This is a genomic window from Gemmatimonadaceae bacterium, from assembly GCA_036504815.1.
Lineage (GTDB): Bacteria > Gemmatimonadota > Gemmatimonadetes > Gemmatimonadales > Gemmatimonadaceae > PNKL01.
Window position 1 is genome coordinate 73,502 of record DASXUN010000010.1, and the last position, 26,117, is coordinate 99,618.

Annotated in this window: 25 protein-coding genes; 10 read left to right on the forward strand and 15 right to left on the reverse strand. The window is 69.4% G+C overall.

The genetic code is table 11. The annotated features are described in order from the left end of the window. Positions 1–3: 3 nt before the first annotated feature. Genes VGJ96_04505 through VGJ96_04515 form a run of 3 tightly spaced genes read right to left on the reverse strand, consistent with a single transcriptional unit; the run spans position 4 to position 2,104 of the window. Positions 4–1,137 carry a DUF2911 domain-containing protein gene (locus VGJ96_04505; protein ID HEY3286367.1) on the reverse strand — a complete coding sequence of 378 codons (1,134 nt, stop codon included), beginning with the start codon at positions 1,135–1,137 and terminating at the stop codon, positions 4–6. A gap of 40 nt (positions 1,138–1,177) precedes the next feature. Then, positions 1,178–1,693 carry a DUF1697 domain-containing protein gene (locus VGJ96_04510; GenBank protein HEY3286368.1) on the reverse strand — a complete coding sequence of 172 codons (516 nt, stop codon included), beginning with the start codon at positions 1,691–1,693 and terminating at the stop codon, positions 1,178–1,180. A gap of 18 nt (positions 1,694–1,711) precedes the next feature. Further along, positions 1,712–2,104, reverse strand: coding sequence for a VOC family protein (locus VGJ96_04515; GenBank protein HEY3286369.1), 393 nt, complete (start codon positions 2,102–2,104; stop codon positions 1,712–1,714). A 92-nt stretch (positions 2,105–2,196) separates the two neighbouring features. Here VGJ96_04515 and VGJ96_04520 point away from each other — a divergent pair, with 92 nt between their 5' ends. Together VGJ96_04520 and VGJ96_04525 are read left to right on the forward strand one after the other, a co-directional pair. After that, positions 2,197–2,979, forward strand: a complete 783-nt coding sequence (locus tag VGJ96_04520) for a PIG-L family deacetylase (protein ID HEY3286370.1) — start codon at positions 2,197–2,199, stop codon at positions 2,977–2,979. A gap of 7 nt (positions 2,980–2,986) precedes the next feature. Next, positions 2,987–3,910, forward strand: a complete 924-nt coding sequence (locus VGJ96_04525) for a CPBP family intramembrane glutamic endopeptidase (protein ID HEY3286371.1) — start codon at positions 2,987–2,989, stop codon at positions 3,908–3,910. A gap of 10 nt (positions 3,911–3,920) precedes the next feature. Here the strand turns inward: VGJ96_04525 and VGJ96_04530 are convergent, their stop codons facing one another. Next, positions 3,921–4,685 (reverse strand): methyltransferase domain-containing protein, encoded by a 765-nt coding sequence (locus tag VGJ96_04530; GenBank protein HEY3286372.1) that lies wholly within the window; start codon positions 4,683–4,685, stop codon positions 3,921–3,923. Between the two features lie 150 nt (positions 4,686–4,835). Between VGJ96_04530 and VGJ96_04535 the strand changes: the two genes are divergently transcribed. After that, entirely contained in the window at positions 4,836–5,318 is a 483-nt protein-coding gene (locus tag VGJ96_04535) for a hypothetical protein (protein HEY3286373.1), read from the forward strand. On the opposite strand, the gene VGJ96_04540 is transcribed toward VGJ96_04535, so the two are convergent. After that, complete coding sequence (locus VGJ96_04540) at positions 5,305–5,715, reverse strand: hypothetical protein (GenBank protein HEY3286374.1); 411 nt, start codon at positions 5,713–5,715, stop codon at positions 5,305–5,307. The two genes, VGJ96_04535 and VGJ96_04540, sit on opposite strands and share 14 nt — an antisense overlap. 44 nt (positions 5,716–5,759) lie before the next feature. On the opposite strand from VGJ96_04540, the gene VGJ96_04545 reads away from it, so the two are divergent. Together VGJ96_04545 and VGJ96_04550 are read left to right on the forward strand one after the other, a co-directional pair. Then, positions 5,760–6,701 carry a carbon-nitrogen hydrolase family protein gene (locus VGJ96_04545; GenBank protein HEY3286375.1) on the forward strand — a complete coding sequence of 314 codons (942 nt, stop codon included), beginning with the start codon at positions 5,760–5,762 and terminating at the stop codon, positions 6,699–6,701. Continuing rightward, positions 6,698–7,306, forward strand: coding sequence for an LOG family protein (locus VGJ96_04550; GenBank protein ID HEY3286376.1), 609 nt, complete (start codon positions 6,698–6,700; stop codon positions 7,304–7,306). Before VGJ96_04545 ends, VGJ96_04550 begins: the two co-directional genes overlap by 4 nt. Before the next feature lie 34 nt (positions 7,307–7,340). Here VGJ96_04550 and VGJ96_04555 read toward each other — a convergent pair whose 3' ends face one another. The 6 genes from VGJ96_04555 to VGJ96_04580 all read right to left on the reverse strand — a co-directional run bounded on the left by VGJ96_04555 (position 7,341) and on the right by VGJ96_04580 (position 12,887). Then, on the reverse strand, positions 7,341–8,039 hold the full coding sequence (locus VGJ96_04555) for an energy transducer TonB (GenBank protein ID HEY3286377.1): 699 nt from the start codon (positions 8,037–8,039) through the stop codon (positions 7,341–7,343). Between the two features lie 154 nt (positions 8,040–8,193). Next, on the reverse strand, positions 8,194–8,586 hold the full coding sequence (locus VGJ96_04560; protein HEY3286378.1) for a type II toxin-antitoxin system PemK/MazF family toxin: 393 nt from the start codon (positions 8,584–8,586) through the stop codon (positions 8,194–8,196). Next, positions 8,586–8,906 carry a hypothetical protein gene (locus VGJ96_04565; protein ID HEY3286379.1) on the reverse strand — a complete coding sequence of 107 codons (321 nt, stop codon included), beginning with the start codon at positions 8,904–8,906 and terminating at the stop codon, positions 8,586–8,588. Before VGJ96_04565 ends, VGJ96_04560 begins: the two co-directional genes overlap by 1 nt. A gap of 135 nt (positions 8,907–9,041) precedes the next feature. Next, positions 9,042–9,920: a DUF3883 domain-containing protein gene (locus VGJ96_04570; protein ID HEY3286380.1), complete on the reverse strand. Its 879-nt coding sequence runs from the start codon at positions 9,918–9,920 to the stop codon at positions 9,042–9,044. Between the two features lie 3 nt (positions 9,921–9,923). Continuing rightward, positions 9,924–10,295 carry a hypothetical protein gene (locus tag VGJ96_04575; protein ID HEY3286381.1) on the reverse strand — a complete coding sequence of 124 codons (372 nt, stop codon included), beginning with the start codon at positions 10,293–10,295 and terminating at the stop codon, positions 9,924–9,926. An 84-nt stretch (positions 10,296–10,379) separates the two neighbouring features. Continuing rightward, complete coding sequence (locus tag VGJ96_04580) at positions 10,380–12,887, reverse strand: vitamin B12-dependent ribonucleotide reductase (protein ID HEY3286382.1); 2,508 nt, start codon at positions 12,885–12,887, stop codon at positions 10,380–10,382. A gap of 479 nt (positions 12,888–13,366) precedes the next feature. On the opposite strand from VGJ96_04580, the gene VGJ96_04585 reads away from it, so the two are divergent. Next, positions 13,367–13,891 (forward strand): GNAT family N-acetyltransferase, encoded by a 525-nt coding sequence (locus VGJ96_04585; GenBank protein HEY3286383.1) that lies wholly within the window; start codon positions 13,367–13,369, stop codon positions 13,889–13,891. Positions 13,892–13,924: 33 nt separating this feature from the next. Here VGJ96_04585 and VGJ96_04590 read toward each other — a convergent pair whose 3' ends face one another. The 3 genes from VGJ96_04590 to VGJ96_04600 all read right to left on the reverse strand — a co-directional run bounded on the left by VGJ96_04590 (position 13,925) and on the right by VGJ96_04600 (position 19,078). Then, positions 13,925–14,362 (reverse strand): gamma carbonic anhydrase family protein, encoded by a 438-nt coding sequence (locus VGJ96_04590; protein ID HEY3286384.1) that lies wholly within the window; start codon positions 14,360–14,362, stop codon positions 13,925–13,927. 99 nt (positions 14,363–14,461) lie between these two features. Next, on the reverse strand, positions 14,462–17,311 hold the full coding sequence (locus VGJ96_04595) for a hypothetical protein (protein HEY3286385.1): 2,850 nt from the start codon (positions 17,309–17,311) through the stop codon (positions 14,462–14,464). Positions 17,312–17,461: 150 nt separating this feature from the next. After that, positions 17,462–19,078 carry an N-acetylmuramoyl-L-alanine amidase gene (locus VGJ96_04600; protein HEY3286386.1) on the reverse strand — a complete coding sequence of 539 codons (1,617 nt, stop codon included), beginning with the start codon at positions 19,076–19,078 and terminating at the stop codon, positions 17,462–17,464. A gap of 140 nt (positions 19,079–19,218) precedes the next feature. On the opposite strand from VGJ96_04600, the gene VGJ96_04605 reads away from it, so the two are divergent. The 4 genes from VGJ96_04605 to VGJ96_04620 are packed head-to-tail and all read left to right on the forward strand — an operon-like array spanning position 19,219 to position 24,659. Continuing rightward, entirely contained in the window at positions 19,219–20,340 is a 1,122-nt protein-coding gene (locus VGJ96_04605; protein HEY3286387.1) for an FHA domain-containing protein, read from the forward strand. Continuing rightward, positions 20,337–22,040 carry a serine/threonine-protein kinase gene (locus VGJ96_04610; GenBank protein ID HEY3286388.1) on the forward strand — a complete coding sequence of 568 codons (1,704 nt, stop codon included), beginning with the start codon at positions 20,337–20,339 and terminating at the stop codon, positions 22,038–22,040. The genes VGJ96_04605 and VGJ96_04610 overlap by 4 nt, the downstream gene beginning before the upstream one ends. After that, positions 22,037–23,200, forward strand: coding sequence for a protein phosphatase 2C domain-containing protein (locus tag VGJ96_04615; protein HEY3286389.1), 1,164 nt, complete (start codon positions 22,037–22,039; stop codon positions 23,198–23,200). The genes VGJ96_04610 and VGJ96_04615 overlap by 4 nt, the downstream gene beginning before the upstream one ends. 7 nt (positions 23,201–23,207) lie before the next feature. Continuing rightward, a complete protein-coding gene (locus VGJ96_04620) occupies positions 23,208–24,659 on the forward strand; it encodes a trypsin-like peptidase domain-containing protein (protein HEY3286390.1) in 1,452 nt (483 codons plus the stop codon). Between the two features lie 3 nt (positions 24,660–24,662). Here VGJ96_04620 and VGJ96_04625 read toward each other — a convergent pair whose 3' ends face one another. Then, positions 24,663–26,111, reverse strand: coding sequence for a glycoside hydrolase family 3 N-terminal domain-containing protein (locus tag VGJ96_04625; protein HEY3286391.1), 1,449 nt, complete (start codon positions 26,109–26,111; stop codon positions 24,663–24,665). Positions 26,112–26,117 lie beyond the last annotated feature (6 nt).

A 26,117-nucleotide genomic window follows, 5' to 3' on the forward strand; every position in this document is an offset into this window, starting at 1 on the left:
TCGCTAGCGCGCCGCGCTGACGGTAAACGGAACGGACACGACGCGGTCACCCCACGCCAGTTCGAGGGCGCCGCGCGTGCCGCCCAACGCGCGCACCGCAATGGTGAGCGTCTCGACAAACGACGGCGCCGGCGCCGACTGCATTTCGACACGTCCCACGTCCTGGGCCGCGTCGTAGACGGTGCCCCACTGCCCCGTCTGCCGGTTGATGATCAGGAAGGTGCCGCCGCGCGTGTGCTGTACCCACAGCGTGTACATCCCCGGCGCGATGGTCGTCGCGCCAAAGGTGAGCGTCCGCGTGGTGAAGAGATGCGTGGCATCGTTGGCGCCGGCGCGCCAGATGGAATCGAACGGCACGAGCGTGCCGCCCCACACGCTGCGCTCGCGCACCTGCGGCCGGCCATAATCCACCACCACCATCCCGCCCGGACCGAAGGCGGCGCGCACGTCGTCGCGCAACGACAGCGTTCCAGTGGGTTTCATCGCGCGCGCCAGCGCCGCCACGTCCACGCCGCCCGGGCCGCGCGTGGCCACCACCTTGTTGGTGGTTCCGCTGCCATCCACCGACTCCAGGCGATAGCTCGCGTCAAATCGCAGGACCATCGGATATCCCGGGCCCTTCAGCCGCACCGAATCGCCGCTGAGCGGCATCAGTCCAATGAAACTCAGGTTGCCCGCTGCGCCGACGGCGGGCACCGAATCGACGGCGGTGTTCCGGCGAAGCGCGGCCAGCACCTCGGTGGGGCCGTAGATGAACGTGGGCCAGCTGATCAGGGCGCCCTTCGCGGCGAAGGCACGGCGCTGCACGCTGTCGGCAAAGACCGACTCGCGAATCACCGAGTCTCTCCCGAAGAGGAAGCGGTACTCGCCCGCCCCCGCGGTGATGGGCGTGCCGTCGGCCTGCATGCGCTTGAGCGAGGCGGCCGTCGGGCGGCCATCCTTGCCTAGCGTCATCGTGTACGCCAGGCGCACGACCGCGGGGCCGCTGCGCTGCACCACTTCGCCGGTGATGCCGGTGGCGCCGCGGGTGTACTGCTCGACGGCGAGCGTGTCCTTGCCCAGCCGATAGGTGAGTGACGCGGACTGCGAAGACGCGACGGCGGGAACGAGGAGCAACAGCAGCAGGCACGGGCGCATCGGGGGGACCTCACAGGCAAAGTGTTGGCGCATCACCAGCTCACGCGTTGGCGCACCGCCGCACCGTATCCACGGTGCGCGTCGTCACGCGGTCGCCGAAGGTCTGCTCGAGCAGCGTCATGAAGACCGGCCCGCGTGGGGTGGGAAGATAAGCGCTGAAGACCTCCCGTCCATTCGTCGCCACGATGCGCGCGCCGTCGCGCTCGATGGGCAACGCGGGCGGCGCATCGAGCGGGTCGCGCAGAAATGTGATCACCCGTTTGGCGTGCGCGGGGACCCCCGCCCGCGCCCAGGCGTCCGAGTCGACGAGCTCGCGCAGATACGGCGCCGGCCGCACGATGGTGGCGAAGACGCGGCCGAGGTCCTGTTGCATGGCCGCCTCGCAGGCGCGCGCCAGCGCGGCCTCTGATCTCGACCGCGCGTCGAACACCACGTTGCCGCTCGCCAGCACCGTCTTCACGTCCGTGAAGCCGGCGCGCTCGAAGCAGCGCTTGAGCGCCGGCATCTTGCAGTTCGTCGGCATCACGCCGCGGAGGAACGCAACATAACGGGGCATCGGGGGGACGCTCGCTGATTACGCCGCGGGCGGCTGGACGAGGTTGATGAGGTTGCCGCAGGTGTCCTCGAACATCACGACCGTCACCGGCCCCATCTCGGTCGGTGTGCCGCGAAAGACGACGCCGCGCGCCGACAAGCGCGCGAACTCGGCCGCGATGTCTGGCGTGGTGACCGCCGTCGCCGGAATGCCCGCCTCGAACAGCGCGCGCTGATAGACCTGCGACGGCGGAAAGGCCATCGGCTCGAGCACCAGCTCCACCCCGTCAATCCCGTCGGGCGACGTCACGGTGAGCCAGCGATACTCGCCCATTGGAAGGTCGGCCATCTTCTGAAAGCCGAGCACGCGGGTATAGAAGTCGAGGGCGCGCTCCTGATCGGCCACCAGGAGGCTGATGAACTTGAGCTGCATGCGTCGCTCCCGTTTGGATGCCGCGAGACCTGCGGCGGAATCATACGGCAGCGCGAACTCGCGTGCCATCGGGCGCGGTGGCACCTTAGGAGATGCGCATCGCACCTCCGCTGCTCGCCGCGGCCCTCGCCGCCATTGCCCCGCGCGCCCTCGCCGCGCAGGCCGCCCAACCCGTGGTCGCCATCTTCGCCCACGCCGACGACGAGCGCGTCATCGCGCCGCTGCTGGCGAAACTCGCGCGGTCGGGGCGCGAGACGCATCTCGTCATCGCCACCGACGGGGCCAAGGGGATCCGCGATTTCGCCAAAATCCCGGCCGGCGCGGAGCTGGCCGCCGCGCGCGTGAAAGAGGCGCAATGCGCGGCCGACCGGCTCGGCGTACGCCAGCTGCACCTGCTCGGCCTGCCGGACGGCGGGCTCGCTTCATTCGACGCGCTGGGCAAGTTGCGCGCCGCCCTCGTGGCGGTCATCGACTCGCTTTCACCCGCCGTGATCATCACCTTCGGCCCCGAGGGCGGCACCGGACACCCCGATCACCGGCTGGTGGGCGATGTGGTGACCGAGCTCGTGCAGCGCGACGGGCGGCACGCGCACCTCGACCTGCTCTACGCGTCCCTCCCCACCGAGCGCCTGCGCACCGCCCCCGCCGCGCGCCCCGGCGTGAACGGCATGGCCGAGTCGCTGCTCACCCTGCGCGTACCGTTCGAGGCGCGCGACCTCGAGGCACAGCGCGACGAGTATGCGTGCCACAAGACGCAGTACACGCCGACGGAGATGGACTCCGTCAACAAGTATCTCGCGCACGCGTTCAACGGATTCGTCTGGCTGCGGCCGTGGAACGGCACGCTGCGTGACCCGCGCCTCTTCGCACCGTAGACGCGTCATGCAAACCGTCGCCGCGCCTGAAGGTCGCACCTCGAACTTCCGCCGCAGCGCCAGCCGCATCGTGGCGCTTCGCGAGGCGGCGTCGTTCTGGCCCGTGCAAGCCGCGCTCATCGTGGCCCTGCTGGTGCCGGCGGTCGCCACGGTCGGCCAACTGGACGAGTCGGGCTTCCTCTCTCGCGATTCGGCGGTCCGCCTGCTCTATTGGCCCGGCAGCGAGTGGTCGTGGTCGGTGACGATGCCCGCGTGGCTGAGCGTTGGCGCGATGATCGTCTCGTACGTCGCCGGCATCGTCTGGCTGGGGCGACGTCGCACGCTCGGCCCGGCCGTGCTCGCGGGCGTCGCGATCGTCACAATCGCGGTGGCCGCCGGCTCGGCGGTGAACGCGCTCACCGGGTGGCGCGAGCTGCAAACGGCGCGCACGATGGTCTTCGCCGGCCGCGTCGACCGCGTCATCTTCGCGCTCTGGCACAACCCGGCGTGGGAGGAAGTCACGGCGCGCGGACTGCCGCTCCTCGCCCTGCTCTGGTGTAACACGCGATTTCCGGCGGCGCGCCGCTGGGCGCAGTGGACGTACCTGCTGCTCCCTTCACTGCTCTTCGCCATCTACCACCTGCCCGGCCACGGCCCGTCGCGCCTGGTCGACACGTTCCTTATCGGCGTCGGGTTTGCCTGGCTGGCGCTGCGGTTCAGCTTCTTCGCGCCGCTCGTGGTGCACTACGTCGTCGATGCGATGATGGTGATTTCGCTCGGCACGATGAAGAACGCCCCCAAGGGTGAGGTCCCCTGGCTCATCGCCCACAGCGGCGCGCTCAACACGACGTGGAGCCTGGCGTTGCTCGCCGTGATCGCCGCGCTGCTTATCGGAATCGTCCGAACTTCACGGCGATCGCGAGTGCCGCGCCCTTCCCACGCTCAATCGTAGGACAGCCACCTCACGCCTCAGCTGCCGCTGCGCCCTCATTGGTCTCGGCGCGCGCCAGCACATAGATGGTCCACGGCGGCACCGCGGTCTCGCTCACCCAGGCGTACGGCTCATCGGCGCGCCCCAGCGGGCGATGCTCCTCGACCACGCGCAGGCCGCAGCGCGCGAAGATCGCGCGGTACGTCTCGGGCGTGCACAGGATGTCATCCACCGGGCGGCGATCCGGCACGTCGAGCATCACGCAGCGGACCAGCTCGCCGTCCCGGGCGCGGTGGTTCTCGGGGAAATCGCGGGTGGAGAACGACGCCCACTCGTGCCGGTAGATGGCCGGGTCGGAGACGATGATCACGATGCAACCGCGCGCGGCGAGTGACGCGGCGAGTGTGTCGAAGATCTCGATCTTCCTGGCCGTCGTCGGCACGTTGTCGAACGTGAAGGCGGCGAAGACCAGGTCGTAGCCGCCGCGCTCCAGCGCCGGCGGCGCGTCGGCCGGCACGAGCCGGTAATCGCCCTGCGGGTCCCGCTCGCGCGCCAGCGCGAGCATCGGCTCGGCGATATCGATGCCGACCGTGTGGAATCCGAGATCGCGAAGGAATCGCGTGGAACGCCCCGTCCCGCAGCCGAAGTCGAGGGCCCGCGTTCCGCGAACGTGCGCGCCGAGCAACGCGGGAATGTCGCGAAACGCCAGGTAGTAGGTGCCCGGATACTCCAGGTTGGCGTAGGCTTCGGCCCGCGCGGTGTCGGCGTAGACGTTGGCAAAGTCTTGTTCGGTCACCACTCACTCCGGGGACGGCGTCGTCGCGATCTGCCCGGCGTTAAGCTCTTCAGGGCGTCGCCGCGATGCAAGTTCAGAAACTCCACGGGCAGCGGCGTCGTAGGCCACCCGAGAGAGCGCGCCGTCCTCCCGACCGCCGGAGATCCCGCAATGCTCAGCCAGCTTTTCCCGTCTCGCCTCGACAACACGTACCGGGGCTCGCGCATCGCGCTGTGGCTGCTCGGCGCGGTCGTCACCGTCAAGCTGCTGCAGAGCTTCGTGTCAATTTTTCTGGGACGCTTCGTGGCGTCGTCGGCCGACGGTGTGCCGCTGGACGCGTACTCGCCGGCCGCAGCCCAGACGGTCGTGGCGATGTTCGCGCTCATCGGGGTCGCGCGCCTCCCCTTCTACGCGCTCTGCCTGCTGGCGCTGGCGCGCTACCGCAGCGCGGTGCCGCTGATGCTGGCGCTGTTGGCGCTCGAGTATTTGGCACGCTCGCTCGCCCTGTTCTACGTGCCGATCGAGCGGACGGGAGCGGCCGGCGGGCTGGTGGTGAACCGCGTGCTGTTCGCGATGATGGTCGCGGGCCTGGCGCTCTCCCTGTGGCCGAGGCGTAGCGCCGCGCCGGCGCCCGGAGTGCCTACAGGCACTTGAAGACGTGCGGCGACCGGCCGCGATAGAGGTCGAAGGTTCCCACCATCATCGCCGAATCAGTCATCACGACGGTGAGCGTCAGGTGATCGCCGTCCACGCGCCCCGTGTATCGCGCCGGGCGTTTCGGCATCACTTCGTCGATGCGGATCGGGCCGCCGTGCCCCGGCGTGTGCGTGCCGTACGCCGTGAAGCTGCCGTCGCTGCGCGGGCGCAGCGGCTCGGTGATGCGCCCCGCGGCGCAGTCGTATTCGAGTGTCCCGCTGTCCGGTGTCGCAACGAGCCCCGCGTGCACGCCACCCCAGTCGCCAGTAATTACCGCGGGTGGCCCAATGCGTGAGTCGCCGCAGGCCGCGCCGAGGAGGGCGGCGGAGGCGACAAGGAAGAGGCGCGAGGTCATACCCGATACTACCCGCGTTCGACGCGATCGGTCAGATTCTCTCCATGAATTCGTCGAGCGCTCCCGTGCGCGTGGCCGTCGTGCAAGCCGAGGTCTCGCCCACCCTGGCCGAGGGCCTCGCGCGCACGACGGCGCTGGCGCGCGACGCCGCGTCCGGCGGCGCCGCGCTCGTCGTCTTTCCCGAGACCTGGTTGCCGGGGTACCCGGCGTGGCTGGATGTGTGCCGCGATGCCGCGTTGTGGAACCACGCGCCCACCAAGGCCGTGTTCGGCCGTATGGCGGCCGAGAGCGTTGACGTCGCGGGCGACAGCGGCGCGGCGCTGGCGCGCATCGCGGCCGAGTGCGGCATCACCCTCGTGGTCGGCGTCGTCGAGCGCATCGCGGAAGGGCCGGCGCGCGGCACGCTCTTCAACTCGCTGCTGACGTATGGGCCGACGGGCCAGTTGCTGAACCATCACCGCAAGCTGATGCCGACGTATACCGAGCGGCTCGTGTGGGGGGCGGGCGACGCCGCCGGCCTGCAAGCGGTGGACACGCCGGCCGGTCGCGTGGGCGGACTCGTCTGCTGGGAGCACTGGATGCCGCTCGCCCGGCAGGCGCTCCATGAGTCGGGCGAGGACCTGCACGTTGCCGCGTGGCCGACCGTGCACGAGATGCATCAGGTGGCGAGCCGGCAGTACGCGTTCGAAGGACGCTGCTTCGTGCTGGCCGCCGGGTCGTTGATGCGCGCCAGCAGCCTGCCGGCAGAACTCTCGCCGCACGCCGACCGCGTCACGTCGCCCGACCAGTGGGTACTGCGTGGCGGCAGCGCCATCATCGGGCCCGACGGCGCGTATCTCGCCGCACCGGTGTACGATGAACCCGTCATCCTCTTTGCCGACGCCGACCTGAGCCGCGTGCGCGAGGAGTCGATGACCCTCGACGTGGCGGGCCACTACAGCCGGCCCGATTGTCTCGAGCTGCGCGTGACGCGCGTGCGCCGGTGACGGCGCGCCGCCCGGCCAACTGGGCGTGCGCCGTCTTCTGCGCGAGTCGCACGCCCAGGTCCGCCCTGCTCCGCCGGAGCGCCAGCGCGTTTGGCGCAGCGCTCGCCGCGCACCAGGTTGACGTGCTGTATGGCGCCGTCGAGAGCGGCGTGATGGACCTCGTGGCGCGCGCCGCGAGCGACGCGGGTGGACGAGTGATTGGATACACGACGCGCCTCTTCCACGGCAAGGGCCTCACGCCGGCGGGGCTGACGCGCCTGCACGTGGCCCCGTCGCTGAGCGCGCGCAAGGCCGCCATCCTGAAGCACGCCGACTTCGCGGCGGTGCTCCCGGGCGGTGTGGGAACGCTCGACGAACTGTTCGAGGCGCTCGCCCTCATCGAGACGGGCGCGCTGGCGCTCCCCGTTGGCGTGCTGAACGCCGGGCGCTACTACGCGCCCGTGCTTCGCCAGCTCGAGATGGGCGAGCGCGCCGGACTCGTGAACCCCGCCACGCGAGCGGCGTTGATCGTCGAGGCTCGGCCGCAGGCGCTCGTAGAACGCCTGCTCGTCGCCGCGCAGGCCAAGCGCGACGGCACGTCGCGCCGGGCATTCGGCGTCACTTGATCGATGCGCATCGGGCCGCGGTCCCCGGCCCGCACTACCGCTGCAGGGCAAACATGAACGGCTGCCGCACCAGCTGCTTCACCTTGCGGCCGTTGATCTCGGCCGGGAGGAAGCGCATGCCCGGGAGGGCGTTCCTGACGGCGAGCGCGAAGAGTTCGTGCGAGCTGCTGAGCACCTTCAGCGACGCCGGTTCGGCGCGCCCCGTGCTGTCCACGACGAACTCCACGAGCACTTCGCCTTCCACGCCGCTCGACTTGAGGAGCTCCGGATAGCGCGGCGCAGCCGATCCCGGCGCCTGGACCACCGGCTTCTGCACCTCGAAGTCGAAATACGTCTGCTTCGGCTCGGCGACCACGAGCGGAACTTCCCCGGTACCGAATCCCCCCGGCAAGCCCATCCCGGTGAAATCACCCTCCCGCGTGGGCGGGCGCGAGAGGTCGATGGCGGGAATCGCGTCCGGGACGTCGATCGGTGGTATCAGCACCTGATGACCCTTCACGACGTTCGCCAGCCCGGCGTCCGTGGGCTGCTTCTTGTGCTGATCAGGGACCGGCTCCTTGCGCACGTCGAGGTACCGCGCCTTCTCCTCGCGCCGTTGGCGCACCTTCTCCCCGGCGTTGGCGGTGGCGACGACCGCCCCCCAGATGAGCAGCACGTGCAGCGAGCCGCTGAGGAAGTTCCCGCCAAGCACGCCCGGTTTCGGCGCCCGCGAGGCAAGCAGGTTGCTGAACATGAGGCCTCCCGATGGTGGTTGCGGTGCCACTGGCAACTCCGTCCGTCGGGCCCAGCATAGCGCGCCAAGATGAAGGCCACTGCGGGAGAGAGATTAGGATCGGCTTAAGGCGGGGTTAGGGTTCGCTTGCGCGGGTGGAGCGACGCCTCAGTACCTACTCGTCTCCTGCAGGATCATCGAACGCGATGCCCAGGTGCTCGATGAGCCGGTCCTCGATCGCGCGTCGGACCGCGGCGTCGGCGACGCGACCGAGCGGCTCGAGCAGCCGTGCCTTGTCTATGGTGCGAATCTGGTAGGGCATCACGATGCTCTCCACCCGATTGCCGGCAAGCCTGGCCGGAATGACCACCTCGAACGGATAGACGCGGCGCTTCTTCCCTTCCCGCTTGGTGAGCGGCACGACGGTGACCACGGGAAAGGCGCTGTTGAAGCCGTCGTTGGAGACGACGATCACCGGCCGGCGCGCGCCGCCCTGCTCGCTGCCGACGGGATACTCCAGGTCGGCAACGAACGTGTCCCACTGGTGGACGGGCCCCTTGAACGCCATCAGTCGTCGCGCAGGCCGTCGGCGGCCGCGCGCTTGAAATCCCTGGCCACGCCGCGCATATCGGCCATGAAGGTCGCGTCACGCGCGGCCACCTGATACGCGCCGTACAGCTCCTCGCGCGTCGAGCGGCGCAGCTTCTCCTCGATGGCCGCCTCGACGTACGCGCTGAGGTTCGCGGCGTCACCCTCGCGCACCGCTGCGCCGAGGCGGCGGACGGTCTCCTCGGCGAGGGTGAAGGTCTTCTTCACCGTCTTGGAGTCGGCACGGCGGCGTCGGGGAATGATATGGGCCTTCTTGGGGCGCGAAGCGCTGCGGGGCATGGTGGGTTCCGATAGATACGGTAGTAAGTATTACCTATTGCCGTACTACACGCAACACCAGCGAGCGCGGCGCTTGATGAGTGGCCGCGTCCGCCTTCGGTTTGAGACATCGTCGTTGGCAGAGCGCTTCTTAGTTCAGCGCGGCACTGCGCGATAGGCCGTGGGTTCAAGCACGCAGGTCTCGGGCAACGCGCCGCGCACCGTGAAGAGCTGTCGCGAACGATTGAAGTCGAAGGCGCGATACAGGTGGTACTCCTGCTCGCGCGCCTGGGAGACAATAACTTCGTTCCGGGAGACGAAGAACGGGATCGCGACACCGCCGCGCGTAGTCTTCACTTCGATCAGGCGGTCAGCGCCGCTGGCTTCGAAGGAGTGGATGTCGTAGCCGAGTCCGTCGCCCTTCGTTTGGGAGACGTGGTCAATGGCGTCGGCGAGCCGACGCTTGCCGGCGGTCCACAGGCGATGGTGCTCGAAGCGCAGCACCGCCAGCTCACCGGCAAGTCCCAGCGAACTGTTGGCGGCTTCCCGACGCAAGAAATCCGGGTGACCGATGGTGGGCGCTCGGACGAATGTCTCGCCGATCTTCCGCAGCGTCGGCTCGGCGTGGGGCGTGGGTACGAGGGTCAGGAGTCGATCCTCGTCGGGCACTGGCAGCGGCTCGGCCATGTCCGCTGCTTCCGACATCAGTCGTACGATATCAGGACGCTCGGCCAGGCGCTGCTGAACGACGTCGCGCAGGATGCCCTGGATGTTGGCGCGCGGCTTGTACCCGTCGATGTACCGAAAGCCGAGGTCAACGAGTACAGCGCTGACGTTGGCATGCTTGAACTCGATGGCCTGCTTGCGCCGTGCCGGGAGCAGGCTATGCAGTTCCCGGTTATGTGCCGCTTTGTTGAAGCGCTCGCCGGCCAGCTCACGGGCGAACATGTCGAGGTAGTCGGCGACGAGCGCGTCCACCTCGGCACGCGTCCACGGACTTCCCGGTTCCGGGGCGGAAGGGCGGCGCGACGCCATCGGCTAGAAGGCCGGCTCGATCGGTTCCACCATCACCCGACTCCGCGTGATGCTGATAACACCTTCGTCCGCGTCATCCTCCCCCGAGAAGCGCATCTCGCCGTCGAGCACGTGTCCGTGCGGCGCGAAGAACTGCTCGACGAGGTACCGCAGCCAGACGTCGTAGTCGCGGAAGTTCTGGACCTCGTTCCACACGAGGGACGCGCCGTCCGGGGTTGGCTCCCAGTGACAGGCAGCGACCGGCCGAGAGCGGTCGGCGAAGACGGCGGACTTACTCCAGTCATCAGAGAGACGCCCGCGCAGTACTTCGAGCGCCGCCGCGTCGAGCGGCGGCGTGATGGTGAAATGGCCCCAGAAGTTTGTGTGGTAGCTCATTGCCGCCTCCACACCATGCCCCTCCCAATCGCAGGATCAGGAGGGGCGTAGACTAGTCTCGGGAAAGAGTTAGTACAGCTGCCCTCACCCGCACTCCGAGAACCCACAAGTGTGACACTTCACACACCCCTCCGCGTATTCGAGCTGCGACCCGCAGTCCGGGCACGAGCCGATGAATGCGCCCTGATCGTGCGCGTTCTGCTCCATCTGCTGCTGCCCGCCGCCCGCTGAAACGGGCACGTACACCGGCACCTGCGCCTGCGGCATTGACGGGGTGGTGGCTACCGGCGTGGCGAGCAGGTCCTGTTGCACCCCCTGCTTGTCCTGCCACCACTCGTACAGCGCCTGGCCCACCGCGTCGGGCATCGACATCACCTTGTTGGGGCCAAGCCCCACCACGCGATCGCTCGAGATGCCGCGCAGCTGCTTGTGGATCTCCATCAGCGGGATCCCGCTGCGCAGCGCCAGGCTCAGCATGCGGCCGAGCGCCTCGGCGTCCGCCATCGCGCTCCCGCCGGCCTTGCCGAGGTTGATGAACACCTCGAACGGCTGGCTCTTCTCGTCTTCCGTGATGTTCACGAACATCACGCCCAGCGGCGTCTCCTTGCGAATCGTCGTCCCGCGCAGCTTGCCCGGGCGCGCCCGCTTCATCCGCCGGTTGAGATTCTCGGCTTCCGCGTCGAACAGCAGCTTCTTGAGCCGCTCGTTCTCCATCTCGACCTCGGCGATGTGCTCCTTGAGTTCGAGTGCGTCAGACGCGTCCGCGGTCAGCCCACTGCCATCCGCCTTCCGCTTAGCCGCCGCATCGGCAGTCGCCCCGGTAGAGAGCACCTGCCCGTCGCGCGACCCGTCGCGGTACACCGTCACACCCTTGCAGTTGAGCTCGTACGCCAGCTCGTAGATGGTGCGCACGTCGTCCACCGTCGCGGTGTGCGCGAAGTTGGTCGTCTTGCTGATGGCACTGTCGCAATGCAACTGGAACGCGGCCTGCATCCGGATGTGCCATTCGGCCGGGATCTCGTTGGCCGTGCGGAAGATCTCCTTGACCTTCACGGGCACTTCGGGATGGTTGATGGTGCCGGTCTTCGCGATGCGCTCCATCAGTTCGTCGCTGTACCAGCCACCGGCCTTGGCCATCGCCACGAAATCTTCGTTCACATCGGGCATCATCACGCCGGCCTGGTTGCGCATGAAGGCCACGGCAAAGAGCGGCTCGAGCCCCGACGAGCAGCCGGCGATGATGGAGATGGTGCCGGTGGGCGCGACCGTCGTCACGTTGCAGTTGCGCAGCAGCTGCATCGGCCGGATGCGGTTTCCGTCGGCGTCGCGCGCGCACGTCTCGTCGGGGCCCCAGATGCTCTGCGCCCACTCGGGGAACGCCCCGCGCTGCTTGGCCATCGCCTCGCTCTGCGCCTTCCCCTCGACATCGAGGAACTCCATCACGCGCCGGCCGAACTCCACGCCCTCGGGCGAGTCGTAGCGGATGCCCAGCTTGATGAGCGCGTCGGCAAAGCCCATCACGCCCAGGCCGATGCGACGGATGCGCTTGCTGAGCTGGTCGATCTCGGGGAGCGGATACTTGTTGACGTCGATGATGTTGTCGAGGAAGTGCGTCGCCAGCCGGATGTCGGCGCGCAGCGCTTCCCAGTTCATCGACCCGCCCTCGGCGTAGATGCCGATGTTCACCGAGCCGAGGTTGCACACGTCGTACGGCAGCAGGGGCTGCTCGCCGCACGGGTTGGTGGCCTCGTAGGCACCGAGGTGCGGCACCGGGTTGTACTTGTTGGCTTCGTCGATGAAGAAGACGCCGGGCTCGCCGGTGCGCCACGCCCCCAGGATCATCTTGTCCCAGACGTCACGGGCCTTGAGCGTCCCGACCGCCTGCTGGGTGGACGGATGGATCAGTTCGTACTCGCCGTCGGCCTTGAGCGCGTCCATGAACTTGCGCGTGATGCCCACGGAGATGTTGAAGTTCACCACCTGCGTCAGGTCTTCCTTGCAGGAGATGAAGTCGAGCACGTCGGGATGATCGACGCGCAGGATGCCCATGTTGGCGCCGCGGCGCGTGCCGCCCTGCTTGACCGCCTCGGTGGAGGCGTCGTAGAGCTTCATGAACGAAACAGGACCGCTGGCCACGCCCGTCGTGCTGCGCACCATCGAGCCGCTCGGCCGCAGGCGAGAGAACGAGAAGCCCGTGCCGCCGCCGCTCTGATGAATGAGCGCCATCGAGCGCAGCGTGTCGTAGATGCCGTCGTGCCCGTTGCTCAGCGCATCGGCCACGGGGAGCACAAAGCAGGCGGAAAGCTGCCCCAGCGGACGGCCGGCGTTCATCAGCGTCGGCGAGTTCGGCTCGAACCGGCGCTGGGTCATCAATTCATAGAACGCCTTCGCGGTGTCGTAGACGGCCTGGTCCGATGCACCGTAGCGACGGTCGGCATCGGCCACCACAGTTGCCACACGCCAGAACATGTCTTCCGGTGTCTCCACCGGCTTCCCCGACTTGTCCTTGACGAGATAACGCTTCTCGAGGACGGTACGCGCATTCGCGGACAGCGTGTCCGGGGAGGCCGGAGGATTGACGGGCAGTGGCATCTTCTACTTCTCCGCAGTATGAAAGCAGTCCTGAACTTCTTGTTCGGAATGGTGCCGGGGGGCGAACCGAACCGATCAAGCGCAGGGGCGTCAAGCTACGCGGATCGTGAGTCCGCGCAAGAACACTCTAACCCCTTGTGAAATAGCAACTTTGCAAACCAGAGTCACTTTCGTGTAACGGCGCTGTGGATAAACGCCTTTTCCCACAGCGACACTACCGAGGAATTGAAACGACAGCAGAAAGACATCGAAAACGGCATATGTATGAGCTGTCGTAACTTCTTACAGCAACACTGGATAGTTACAGTTTCAAGCCGACCGACCAGGACCGAAAACGAAGCGCCCCGAGGGTGGGCGCTCATAGTATCAGTTGCTTTCATCACCCGCTAGATCTTGCCTGCAAGCACGGGCCGTATTAGCGACGAACGATGCGCCCGCGAGGTTACGTCACCGCGTGACCAGGGTAATTTCTCAGTCCTGTGACAACCCTCGTCGCGCTTCCCGCCACTGCTGACGATATCGACGCGGTGCACACCCTGCTCGCCGCCGCCGGCGCCCGGCTGGCGGCGCGCGGCTTCCCCAACTGGATTCCGCCCTATCCGCGCGAACGCGTGGCCGAGAATGTGAGCGACGGGATTGTGTGGCTGGTGCGCGACGGTGTGCAGGGTGCAGGGGAGATTGTTGCAACGTACGTATTGCGCCCCATTCCCACGCATCCATACGCGGGCATCGACTGGCACGCCCCGAACGCGATCGCGCGCTACCTGAACCGCCTGGCCGTCGATCCGCGACACCAGGGCCGCGGCATCGGCAGCTGGTGCCTGCAGCACGTTGCCGAGCAGTGCGCCAGCGACGGCGCCTCGGCGGTGCGCTGCGATGTGCTGCAGGCCAACATCCCCCTGCGCCGTTTCTACGAACGGAACGGATTCGCTGAGCGCGGCCAGCGTTTCCATTCGGGGTGGCACTTCACGGTGTACGAGCGCGTGCTCGCGGCGCTCACCTAGGCGGCGAAGGCGCGGGCGGCGCGCGCCGCGCGATTAAGCGCCGAGCGCTCGGATCTTCTCCACGTAGGACTTCGCGCCGCGCTCTATCCGCGCGCGCAGCTCGGCGTCCACTGGTCGCACCACCTTGCCGGGCACGCCGAGCACCAGCGAGCCCGGCGGCACTTTCATTCCTTCGGCCACCACCGCGCCGGCGCCGACCATCGACCCGGTGCCGATGACCGCACCGTTCAGGATGATGGCGCCGATGCCGATGAGACAATCATCCTCGATGGTGCAGCCGTGGATCACCGCGCGGTGCCCGATGGTCACGCGATTACCCACCCGCACCGGCTTGCCGGGATCGACGTGGATGATGGTCCCATCCTGCACGTTGGTCTCGTCGCCGATGACAATCGTATCGCTGTCGCCGCGCAGCACCGCCGTGGGCCAGACCGAGGCGTCGCGGCCGAGGGTGACGGAGCCGATTAGCACGGCGGCGGGGTGGACGTAGGGCATAGTGGCAGAGAAACAACAGAGAGAAAACAGAGAGACAACAGAGAAACAACAGACAAGGGGCGGAGGCGGGGGTGACTAGAAACTGAGGCCCAGGCTGAAATAGGCACTGCCGTTGGGGGAACTGGCGTACGCGCGCCCCTGCACGGGCTTGGCGTAGCCGACGCGCAGGCGGTAGGGGATGTCGTAGTTGAGCACTGCGGCGTCGAGCGTGAGTTCGCCGCCTACCGAACGCATCCACGCGCGCGGCGTTTCGCCGCGCGGGCAGCCGATGGTTCCCTGGCGCGAGCCGGCCGGGCACCACGCCGCGCCGACGTCGGTGTATGCGATGGCACTCAGTCGCTGCGCGAAGAACGGCATGAACCCTGTGCCCCAGTTCGTGAGCGCCAGCGGCGCGCGCCATTCGGCGGTCGCGCCGAGCGCGCGGATGCCCCGCTGCACGCCGGGGGCGAAGCCGCGCACGAAGAAGGTGCGCTGCGCGTCGCCAATCACGACGCCCGGCGCAACCTCGGCGGACGACCCGCTGACGCCGCCGGCTTCGAGTTCCGTGTTGGTCTTGTCGTCGGCCGTCGCTGCTGCGGCGCGCACCGCAATGACGTGGTGCCACGCTCCCGGCAGGAACCCGAGTGACTTGTATACGGCCGCCGTGCCGGTGTACGTCGCCGATTGCGTCGCCGCGCGGTCGTCGGTGCGCCAGCGCCAGCGGCCGCCCGCCGACAGCGCCACGCCGTCTTCCGGACCGAAAGCGAGGATCGGCGAGCGCGTGTTGGCCCACGCGGCGACGGCGGTGAAGGTCGGATACTTGAGCGTCTGCAGGAACAGCGGGCTCCCCAGGTGGGTGATGAGCGGCGCGGGATCGGTGACGAAGTCGCGCCACTCCATCTCGGCGCCGCCACTCAGCAGCGCCACGGTGCGCGAGCGCTGCCGGATGACCGTGAGCGCGGCGCCGGCGTGGCGTCGGCGGCGCGCGAGCACGCCAACTTGCGCGTGCGTGCTGTCCGCCAGCGGCGTATGGTCCCAGCTCTGCTTCACGGCAAGGTCCACCAGCGGCATGCCGAGGCCGGCGAAGCGATACGCGAAGCTGCCAACATTTTCGTTGCGACGCGGTTCGTGCAGCAGCATGGCGGCGTACGCATGACGCCCCGTGATGTCGCCGCTGCCCGTCCACGCGCCGTAGCGCGTGCGGTTCTCGTCGCTGGTTTCCACCATCGGCAGCCAGAAGCGCGGCACGAGCTGGCGGAGGGGGCGATACGGCCGCACCGCGCCGCTATCAACGGCGGCGGGCGCCATCGAGGCGCCAGTGAGGGACGCCGACGCGGCAATCGCGCCCGAGTCTTTCGCGATCTCCGGGCGCGACGTGTCGGCCGCCGCGCGCGACGCGCCGCGTCTCGCCGAGAGCTGGGCGAGCACCAGACGTTCGCCGCGCGCGCGTGTTTCGATGGCAACATAGCCGCCGGCCACCGGCGTCGGCGTGTCGAGCGAGGTCGCGCCTCCCGACACGCGTCGCGCCTCTCCGCCGTCGACATTCACGCTCCATACTTCGGCCGTGCCGCTGGCATTGACGCTGAACAGCAGCGACCGATCGTCGGTGGCCCACGCGGGTTCATCCAGCACCGCGGCCGCGGCGGCAAGCTCCCGCACCAACCGCCCCAGGGAGTCGAGCACGACAATGCTCATCACGCCGCCACGCACCCAGCGCGTCGCCGCCAGTCGCGTGCCATCGTGCGACCAGCGCGGGGCGCTCCAGTTGGTGTCGAGGTTCGCGGTGGTGAGGGGCGTCAGCGCGCCGTCCGCGCCCACGCGCACGAGGCGCGTGGTTCCCGCCACCACCTGCACGGCCACGATGGCGCCGTCGCGCGCTCGCGCGTCGGGGGCGATCAGGCGCGCGCCGTGCGTGAGCTTGTGCTCCCGTCCGTTCGTCTCGCGCACCCAGAGATCGGAGCGCAGTCGCCACGGGTCCATCCACTCCGACTGCGCGAAGACGATGCGCCCATCGGCCAACGCCACATTGGCGTCGAGCGAGTTGCGCCGCGCGATGCGGCGCGGCGGGGCGTCGAGCGTGGCCGGCAGTTCGTACAGCGCGGTTTCGTCGCGGCCGTTGGACGCGGTAAAGAGCAGGCGGCCGTCGGCGGCGGCGCGCGGATGCCGCGTCACCCAAGACGCGACGGTCAGCGCGCGGGCGGGAATGAGCGGCGGCGTGGCGCGCACCGCGCGCGTGACGGAGTCGGCGAACCGCCGCCACTGCGCCGCGAAGGTGGTGCCAAACGCGTGGCGCGCGGTGCGCTCGAAGCTCCACGGCACGCGCCGGCCCGACGACTGCTCGACAAACCGCTCCACGCTCCCGGGGCCGCCCGTTCCCTCCATGTCGTTCACCAGCAGCGATCCGAACGCGTAGGCGCTGGCGCCGCCGGGAAACTCAAGCACCGAGGTGGGCCAGGCGCCAAAGCGCGGCAGCCGATCGTCGGCCGCCTTGCCGTTCACCGTCGGCACCAGCATGCGCCCCTCGATGCGTCCGCCCGCGCCAAATGCCGACTCGTAGTGCACGGCCAGTCCCTCGAGCAGCCACGACGGAGCCCAGGCATTGGGGAACAACATCGGCTGCCGCCCGAAGATCCCCTGCGCCACGCGCCACCAGCCGCGCGTGCGATCGAGATGGAAGACGTGCACCAGTTCGTGCTCAATGACGAGGTCGAGCCAGTCACGCCGGAAGCGCAGCGAGCGCTCATCCACCGGCGGTCGCGCGTAGATCACGATGCGCGGGGTCGGCGAGACCGACGCATAGCCGTTGGTGAAGTCGGCATGGTCGGTGATCGCCAGGTCAATGCGTCCGCGCGGCGGCTTGAGGTGCGGCGACAGCAGCGCGTAGGCGCGCTCGGCGCTCGCCGCGCCACGCCGCGCGACCGCCTCGATTTCCGCCGGGAAATGCACGTCGAAGTGGGAGGTGCGGATGGTGCGCCAATGGGCGTCTGGCGCCTGGGCTGGCAAAGAGAACGACAGAGTGAGACAGAGTGCGACAGAGAACGGCAGTATGCGGCGCATTTTCCGTGTCATCCGTGGTATGCAGTGCGTATCAACGCATCACGGCGAAACAAGCCCGCGGAAGTAGTGCTCCAGGCCCTCGACGACGCCCCGTGCGTAAGCGCGCTGGAACTCGCGGGTGCGCAGCGCGGCTTCCTGCTCGGGCATCACCACCCACGCCCCCTCGCAGAGCACCGACGGGAACCACGTGGCCCGGGCCACCGCGAGGTTGTTGAAGAAGATCCCCTCGTCGCGCAGGCCCATGGTGCGCACCATCCCCTGCTGCACGGCGCGCGCCAGCGGTTCGCTCTGCGGATGGAAGAAGAACGTCCCCGACCCGCGCGCCGCGGCGAACGGATTGGCGCCGTCGGCGAACGCGTTCAAGTGGATGCTCACGAACGCCTCGGCGTTCTCGCGCCGCGCCTGGATGGGGCGCGCGCCGAGCGCGACGGCGTCGGCGGTGCTGCGGAGCATCACCACGCGGGCGCCACGCGATTCCAGCAGCTCCTTCAACTGTTCCGCAACGCCGAGCGTGGCCTCGGGCTCGCGCAGGCGCGTGGGGCCCATCGCGCCGCCGGGGGGATGGCCGGCGTCGACGGCGATCACGCGACCGCGCAGCGGGGCCGTGGCGTCGACCACGGGGAGATGCCGCACGCGCAGCACCAGCGAACCCGCGCGCCAGAGCACGAGATATCCCACCGGCTGGTGCCGCAGGTCGACCTCGAATCGCACGCGGTCGTTGGTCGCCTGCTCGTAGCGCAGCAGGCGCACCATCGGATCGTTCGTGTCGAAGCGCAAGTAGTCGAGGTTGGCGCGCGCGCTGTATACGGTGAGCGTCATCCCTTCGCCGGATTCATCGACGGCGATCGGCGCGCGGGCGTCCATCGTGATCACGACATCGGTGTAACCCACACCCATCGCCACGCGCGCGGCCGAGATGCGGCGCACGCGCGCGGCTGCGTCGGATGCGCCGGGCAGCGCGGCGCCCGCGTTTGCGTCGGCGCCGGGCACCGACTCGGCGGCCGCGTCGTCCACCCACGCCTCGAGCTGGCTGTCCAGCCGGATGCGCACGCTGTTGCCCAGCCGGCCCGTGGACTGCACCACCGTGCCCGGCAACAGGAAGTACTTGTACGTGCCGCCCGCCACGGGGCGGGCGATGGTCACCCGGTCGGTGTCGGAGTCGGCGTACTCATTGGTATTGGCCAGCGTCACCGCGCGCGGATATCCCACCGTGTCGAGCACCGCCGCTGGACGCGGCGGGCCGCCCCGCGCCGGGAAGCGGATGCGCCGGACCGCGGCCGCGGTCTCGCCCGTGGGCAGTGACGCCGACATCGCGTACGCCGTGTCGGCCGGCACGGGAAGAAAGGCCATGAACGACCCGTTCGGGTTCACCTTCACGGGGGCGCCGTTGATGGTCAGGGTCGCGTCGCCATTGCCGACGCTTCCGAACACGAAAGTCGACTCACGCACGGACAGGGTGTACCCCTCGGGCGGGTAGACCATATCGAGCGCTAGCGGGCCCGTGACCTTGGGGAAGGGCGGCAGGCCCGGACGAGCCGGCGGGACCGGCGCGGGCGGCGGCGGTGCCGTCTCCACGGTGCGGATCGGCACGGGCGCGGCGGTGGGCGGCGGGTTGCCGCCGACGCAGGCCGTGGCGAGGAGACCGAGGACAATCACCCGGTGGGAGGCGGGGCGCGAGCACATGGTCCGCAATAATACCAAAATCCCCCCCGCCGTGGTCCCTCCGGGGCCGGCTTTCCCGCCTAGCCGCCACCCCCTTCGCAAACCTATTATATGCCCATGCTGTCGGGCGACCGATGACGAACGCCGACCTGAACGAGGCACGCGTGAACCGTTGCGGATTTTGCGGGCGGGAAAACGAGGGGGAGTCGCGCTTCTGCATTGATTGCGGGAAGCCCATCGTCGCATCGGGGGCGCGGGTGATCGAAGTTGCCTCGATCATGAATCCCGGCGGCGCCCGGATGTCCTCTCCTGCCTCGGGGATACCGGCCACGCGCATCTCCGAAGCCGCCAAACCCGCGCCCGGAACAAAGCGGGGGTGCCCCTTCTGCGGCGCCTCGGTGCACACGGGGCTTCCGTTCTGCCCGCAGTGCGGCGGCCGGCTCAGCAACGAACCGGCCCCGCCGCCCGCGCCCGCGCTCACGTGCGACGCCTGCGGCAAGCCGGTGCGCGCCGGCGACCAGTTCTGCCCCCGATGCGGGGCAAAGCGCGTGGCGGCCACACCGCCGACGCCGCCGGGAGGGACACAAGTCTTCTCGGCGCGCGCCACGCAGAGCGGCCCCAAGCTCGCGCTGCTCGGTGACACGGGGCAGATCACGCAGCAGTTCACGCTCGGCGCCGCGGAAGGGATCGTCGGCCGCGTGGACGGCGAAATTCGGTTCCCCGACGACGTCTTCATGAGCCCTGTGCACGCGCAATTCGCCGTGCGCGACGGCGAACTCTTCGTGCGCGATCTCGGATCGCGCAACGGCACGTGGGTCTTCCTCGACGCGCCGATGAAGCTCAGCGACGGCGACGCCATCCTCGTCGGTTCGCAGATCCTGCGCTTCAAGCGGCTCGGCTATCCGGGGCCCCATCCGCCCGAGGCCGATGCCACGCGCCGGCTCGGCTCGCTCCTCCCGCACGGCGATATCGCCGTGCTGCAGCAGCTGCGCGCCGACGGCTCGGTGCGCGATTCGCTGCACCTGAGCCCCGGGCGCACCGTCTTCCTCGGGCGCGACAAGGGCGACTGGGTTTTCCCGTACGACCAGACGATGAGCGGCAGCCACGCCGAGGTTCGCAACGAGGACATGGACTTCGTGCTCCTCGACGCGGGAAGCCGCAACGGCGTGGCGGTGTCGGTGCGCGGGGAACGCGCCGTGCGCGTGGGCCAGCGCGTGCTGATGGGCGACCAGATCCTGCGACTGGAGAGCATGTGAGCGACCAGAAGATCTGCCCGACGTGCGGCACGGAGTACCCGCTGAGCGAGCGGTTCTGCCCGCGCGATGGCACGGCCCTGCGCAGCGCGAGCGCGAGCACCGACCTGATGGGGACGGTGGTGGCCGACCGGTATCACATCCTCAAGAAGCTCGGCGAAGGCGGCATGGGGCAGGTCTACCTGGCCGAGCACGTGAAGATGGGGCGCAAGAGCGCGCTGAAGGTGATGAACCCGGGGATGAACCAGGACGCGGACGCGATCGCGCGGTTCAACCGCGAGGCGTCCAACGCGAGCCGGCTCAACCACCCGAACATCTGCGCCATCTACGACTTCGGCGAGACGCCGGACGGCCTGATCTACCTCGCGATGGAATTCATCGAGGGGACGTCGCTCACCTCGCTCGTGGAGAAGAGCGGGGCGCTGCCGCCGGCGCGCGCCGCCGCGATCATCCATCAGAGCGCCGACGCGCTGCAGGTGGCCCACGACGCGGGGATCGTGCACCGCGACCTGAAGCCCGACAACATCATGATCGCGAAGAATCGCGACGGGTCGGACCTGGCGAAGGTCGTGGACTTCGGCATCGCGAAGGCGCACAGCAGCGACGCGCAGAAGGTGACGAAGACGGGGATGGTGGTGGGGACGCCCGAGTACATGAGCCCGGAGCAGTTGTCGGGCGACAAGCTGGACGGCCGCAGCGACATCTACTCGCTGGCGCTGGTCGCCTTCAACTGTCTCACGGGCAAGCTCCCCTTCCCGGCCGAGTCGGCGCAGGAAGCGATGATCGCGCGTCTCATCGAGCAGCCGAAGACGCTGGCCGAGATGAAGCCCGACGTCGCCTGGCCCGCCGAGGTGCAGGCGGTCATGGACCGCGCGCTCGCGCGCGACGCCAACGAGCGGTACCAGAGCGCGGCGCAGTTTGGCCGCGAGCTGTGGGCGGCCTGCGAGAGCATGCCCGCGTCGCAGGCGGCGGAGGCGGGGACGCAGGTGCTGAGCGCGCCGGCCTCGACGGCCGCCAACCTGCCGAAGACGCGCGTGGCGACGCCCGGTGAGGGGGGCAGGACGGTGGCGGCGCCGGCGGCACCGGCCGCGAAGGCCCCCGCAGCCGCAGCGACCCCTGCGGCCCCGGCAGCCGTCAAGAAATCGAACACGATGATGATCGCCGCCGCTGTGATCGGGATCGCAGTCCTGGGTGGGGGCGGATACTATATGGTGAGTTCGAAGGGAGCCGAAACGCCTTCGGCCACCGACAGCGCGGCGATGCAATCGGGAAACGGAGGCAGTGGGGTGTCGGCCGCTCCGTCCGCAGCGCCAGCCACACAACCAGGCGGCGTGACCGAGTTGAAGACGCCGGTGAATCCGAACGGTGGCAGTGGTCGTACGCAGGGTGGGGCGGCGGCACCGGCGACCGTGCCGGGTGGGGCACCGGCAGCAGGCGGTGGAGCGGCGCTCGTGGCGAAGTGGATGCCACAGCACGACGATCTCACTAAGGGCTCGGCGCAGCAACTCGTGAATGAGTTGGAAGGCATCATCCCGACGCTGTCTGGCGAAACCAAGGGCAACGCGTACTATCTGGTCGGCCGGGCCTACCACAAACTCGACAACACGGGCGACGCCTGCAGCATGATGGAAAAGGCGAAGCCGCTGGTCCGGGGCAGCACGCTGGAAGTCGTCAATCTCACCATCGAATCCATCTGTAAGTGAGCGATTCCTCGTCCCCCCGAGATATCATCGTCCACGTCTTCGGACGCACGGACGTCGGCCGCACGCGCGACCACAACGAGGATTCCTTCGTGGTCGCCGACCTGACGGCGATGAACGCCACGCTGCAGCCCGAGGTGCGCGAGCATCGGCTGGGCACGCGCGGCACGCTCTTCATGGTCGCCGACGGCATGGGCGGCGCCGCCGCGGGTGAAGTGGCGAGCCAGATGGCCACCGAGGTCGTGCTCGAGGAGCTCGACACCTGGTGGCGTCGCTCGGAGAGCACCGACCCGGACACGTTTGCGTCGGCGCTGCGCAAGGCGGTGGAGACCGCCAACGCGCGCATCCACCGCTACGCGCTCGACCACCCCGAGAACCGCGGGATGGGGACGACGACGACGATCGCCGCGGTCCTCGATGACAAGCTCTACCTCTGCCAGGTGGGCGACAGCCGCGGCTATCTCATTCGCGACGGCATCGCGATCCAGGTGACGAAGGATCAGTCGCTCGTGCAGCGCCTCATCGATGCGGGCGAACTGACGGCGGAAGAAGCCGAGGTGAGCGAGCGCCGGAACATCATCCTGCAGGCGCTCGGGCCGGAGCCGGCGGTGAAGGTGGATCTCACCGTGCAGCAGCTGCGACGCGGCGACACGCTGGTGGTCTGCAGCGACGGCATGTCGGGGCAGATGCGCACGGTGGACATCGCGCGCATCGTCACGGAGCAGTCGCCCGACCTGATGGCGACGTGCAAGGCGCTCATCGACCTGGCGAACGAGAACGGCGGCCCCGACAACATCACCGTGATCGCGGCGCGGTTCGAGGGCGAGGGGCTGCAGCCGGCCGCCGCCAGCGATTTCGTCGGCCACCGGCCGTACGTGTCGCCCGCGGAAGCGCGGGCCACGATGCCGGTGAGCGCCGCGACAATCGCGCAATCGCTGGACGATGCAGAGCTGCTGGACGCGTCGCTCGTCACCACCGCGGAGACGGAGGTGCCGGCCGCCGCCGCGGATGCCGCGGGCGCGGTGCGCGCCACGACTCCGATGGCGTCCGCGGTCGATCCGCCGGCGTCGCGGCTCACCGTCGCGCAGCTGCGCCTCATTTTTGGCGGCCTCACCGTGCTCGTCGCGGCCTGGCTGGCCTGGGTCTACCTCCTCAAGGGCTGAGGCCGCCATGGCCATCGAGCTCCGCATCACCAGCGGCGCGCGCGCGGGTGCTCGCGAAGTCTTCACCAAGTCCATCATCGCCATCGGTCGTCATCCGATGAGCGACCTGCGCCTCGACACGGAGAAGGATCTCGACGTGTCGGCGCGCCACGCCGAGATCCGCATCGTGGGCGGCACGGCCACGCTGCGCGACGTGGGGAGCAGCAACGGCACCAGGGTCAACGGCCAGCCGCTGGTCGGCGAGCGGGCGCTGTTCGACGGCGATGTCATCGCGCTGGGCGGTGCGGCCGGCGCGGCAATCGAGTTTCGTCGCATGGCCGAGACGGCAGTGGAACCGGTGGCTGCCGCGGCGCCACGCGCCGAAGCGCCGGCGTCACGAGGCGAGCGGCCCGCGCCACGACCCGAGCCGCCTGCGCCAGTACCAGCGCCTGATGCCAAGCCGGTTCCGCCGCGCCGTGACACGGGCGCGCGCATCGCCGAGGCCGTCGAGATGCAGACGGGCACGCTGCGCCGCACGCTCTACGCGTTTGGCGCCGCGGTGGTCATCATCGGACTCGGCCTGGCGTGGATGAGCCGGCAGAACGCCGCCGCGGACCGCGCCACCATTGAGCAGTTGCTTCGCGAGCTGCAGGACCAGAACACGGCCATCGCGCAGCTGCGCGGCAGCGCCGGGGCCAACGGGCTGACCAATGAAGTCGGGCGCATCTCGCGCGAGCGCGACTCGCTGCTCACCGTGCTGCGCGCCGGTGGCGACAAGGCGGCCGTGACGCAGCGCATCGCGGAGCTGAGTGCGCAGCAGACGGCGGCCGGCGCCGTGAGCAAGGTGGACTACGAGCGCATCGCCGACCAGAACACGCGCGCCGTGGCGTTCATCGTGGTGGACCACGGCAATGACCATGTCGAAGGCGGCTCAGGCTTCGGCGTCACGCGCGACGGACTCATCGTCACCAATCGGCACGTGGTGCAGGGTGCGGGCGACGCGGCGCCCACGCGCATCGCGGTGCAGTTCCACGGCACCCGGCGCTGGCTGCCGGCGCACGTGGTCAAGGTGTCGAGCTCCGACGACCTGGCGTTCCTCAAGGTGGACGCGCCCGGGTCGTTCCCCGCGGTGATGGGCGTCGCCCCGAGCGGCGGCGTGCGCCCAGGGGCGCCGATCGCAATCGTCGGGTATCCGCTGGGGAACGAGACGGCGGGGATGGGCGGCTCCATCGACACGATGACCGCGCGCGCCTCGCTGACGGTGGGCACGGTGAGCAAGTCGGTCCCCGATATCCTGCAGGTGGACGCGTACGTGGCGCACGGCTCGAGCGGCAGCCCGGTCTTCAACGAGCGCGGCTACGTGGTGGGCGTCGTCTACGGCGGTCCCACCGAAGCGGCGGGTCGCATCGTGTACAGCGTGCCGAGCGATCGCCTGATTGCGCAGCTGCCGGGCGAGGCGGCGGGGGTCGTCAGGCAGTAGCGGTCAGGTCACGAGCGCCCGCGCCGCGGCCTCCTGCATCCCCTTGTCGCCGGCCCAGGCGCAGAGGACGTGCGCCGCGTCGGGCAGCTCCGCCGCGAGGCGCGGATGGCCGAACAGCACCACCAGCGAGTCGCGCTTGAGCGACCGCGCCGCCTGCACCGCGAGCCGCACCGTCAGGCGCGACTGCGGGGTGAGGCTCACGTGCCCCTTGCCGGCGAGCACGTCGGCATAGACGGCAATCACCAGCACGCCCTCGCCCGCTTCGGTGGCGCCGGGCACGACGTTCACCGTGCGGCCCAGCGCCTGCAGGGCCTGAATGAACGTCCAGCGCGACGGCGCCGCGCTCGCCGGGTCGTCGTCCACCACCACGACCTCGCACGCCGGCGGCACCCACGGCACACGGCCGCGCACCACCTGCAGCACACGGTCGCTGACCTGCTTGGCCCACGTGCGATCGTCCAGGGTGGGACCGCGCAGGTCTGGGAGCCAACGTCCCCACGTGGCCCACCAGTCGCGCCGCGCGCGCGCCGCGGCCAGCGCATCGCCGTTCAGGCGCCCGCTGGCCAGCGCATCGCCGACGGCCTGCACGACGAGCGCGGGATTGGTCGGCGCGAGCAGCAGGTCGCAGCCGGCGGCGAGCGCGCCGACCGCGGCCTCGCCCTCGCCGTCGCCGGCGCTCACGCCACGCATCTCGAGCGCATCCGAGACGACGAGCCCCGTGTAACCGAGCGTCTCGCGCAGCACGCGAAGCGTCGGCGCCGATCGCGTCGCCGGCAGACCGGACGCGTCGAGCGCCGTGTACGCGACGTGCGCCGTCATCACGCTGGCGACGCCGCTGTCGATCGCGGCGCGGAATGGGACGAGGTCGCTGGCCATCAGCTCGGTGAGGCTCTCCTCGAGCACGGGGAGCGCGAGGTGCGAGTCGGCCGCCGTGCGCCCGTGCCCCGGAAAATGCTTCGCGCAGGCGAGCACGCTCTCGGCCTGGCACGCATCGATCCACTCGGCGGCGAGTTCCGCCACGCGCGCCGGATCGCTGCCGAAGCCGCGCGTTCCGATGATCGGATTGCCGTTCGCGAGATCGAGGTCGCAGACCGGGCCGAGCGCCCAGTTGAGCCCGATCTCGCGCGCGTCGCGAGCGGTGATGCGCGCCGCGCGGCGCACCGCGTCGGGATCGCCGAGCGCCGCGAGCGCGCCCGCCGGCGGGAGGGAGACGGCGCCCGGGAAGTGCTCCCCCGCCCCGCGCTCGAGGTCGGCGCCCACGAGGAGGGGAACCGGCGAGTGCGCATGGAGGGCGCGCGCGAGCTGCGCCACCTCGTAGCGCGGCCCGCCGCGGATCAGGAAGCCGCCGACGCCAAGCGCCAGCGCCTGGTCGATCGCTTCGCGCGTCCCCGCCCATCCGAAGTCGCGGTCCCAGCCGATGACGGCGATGACGTGCTGGCCCAGCTCCTTCATCCGCGG

Coding starts and splice junctions, on each gene's coding strand:
- VGJ96_04545 (HEY3286375.1), top strand. CDS start 5,760: ATGAATTCGTCGAGCGCTCCCGTGCGCGTGGCCGTCGTGCAAGCCGAG.
- VGJ96_04565 (HEY3286379.1), bottom strand. CDS start 8,906: ATGCCCCGCAGCGCTTCGCGCCCCAAGAAGGCCCATATCATTCCCCGA.
- VGJ96_04570 (HEY3286380.1), bottom strand. CDS start 9,920: ATGGCGTCGCGCCGCCCTTCCGCCCCGGAACCGGGAAGTCCGTGGACG.
- VGJ96_04560 (HEY3286378.1), bottom strand. CDS start 8,586: ATGGCGTTCAAGGGGCCCGTCCACCAGTGGGACACGTTCGTTGCCGAC.
- VGJ96_04575 (HEY3286381.1), bottom strand. CDS start 10,295: ATGAGCTACCACACAAACTTCTGGGGCCATTTCACCATCACGCCGCCG.
- VGJ96_04540 (HEY3286374.1), bottom strand. CDS start 5,715: ATGACCTCGCGCCTCTTCCTTGTCGCCTCCGCCGCCCTCCTCGGCGCG.
- VGJ96_04620 (HEY3286390.1), top strand. CDS start 23,208: ATGGCCATCGAGCTCCGCATCACCAGCGGCGCGCGCGCGGGTGCTCGC.
- VGJ96_04505 (HEY3286367.1), bottom strand. CDS start 1,137: ATGCGCCCGTGCCTGCTGCTGTTGCTCCTCGTTCCCGCCGTCGCGTCT.
- VGJ96_04515 (HEY3286369.1), bottom strand. CDS start 2,104: ATGCAGCTCAAGTTCATCAGCCTCCTGGTGGCCGATCAGGAGCGCGCC.
- VGJ96_04555 (HEY3286377.1), bottom strand. CDS start 8,039: ATGTTCAGCAACCTGCTTGCCTCGCGGGCGCCGAAACCGGGCGTGCTT.
- VGJ96_04605 (HEY3286387.1), top strand. CDS start 19,219: ATGACGAACGCCGACCTGAACGAGGCACGCGTGAACCGTTGCGGATTT.
- VGJ96_04525 (HEY3286371.1), top strand. CDS start 2,987: ATGCAAACCGTCGCCGCGCCTGAAGGTCGCACCTCGAACTTCCGCCGC.
- VGJ96_04510 (HEY3286368.1), bottom strand. CDS start 1,693: ATGCCCCGTTATGTTGCGTTCCTCCGCGGCGTGATGCCGACGAACTGC.
- VGJ96_04520 (HEY3286370.1), top strand. CDS start 2,197: ATGCGCATCGCACCTCCGCTGCTCGCCGCGGCCCTCGCCGCCATTGCC.
- VGJ96_04580 (HEY3286382.1), bottom strand. CDS start 12,887: ATGCCACTGCCCGTCAATCCTCCGGCCTCCCCGGACACGCTGTCCGCG.
- VGJ96_04535 (HEY3286373.1), top strand. CDS start 4,836: ATGCTCAGCCAGCTTTTCCCGTCTCGCCTCGACAACACGTACCGGGGC.
- VGJ96_04625 (HEY3286391.1), bottom strand. CDS start 26,111: ATGAAGGAGCTGGGCCAGCACGTCATCGCCGTCATCGGCTGGGACCGC.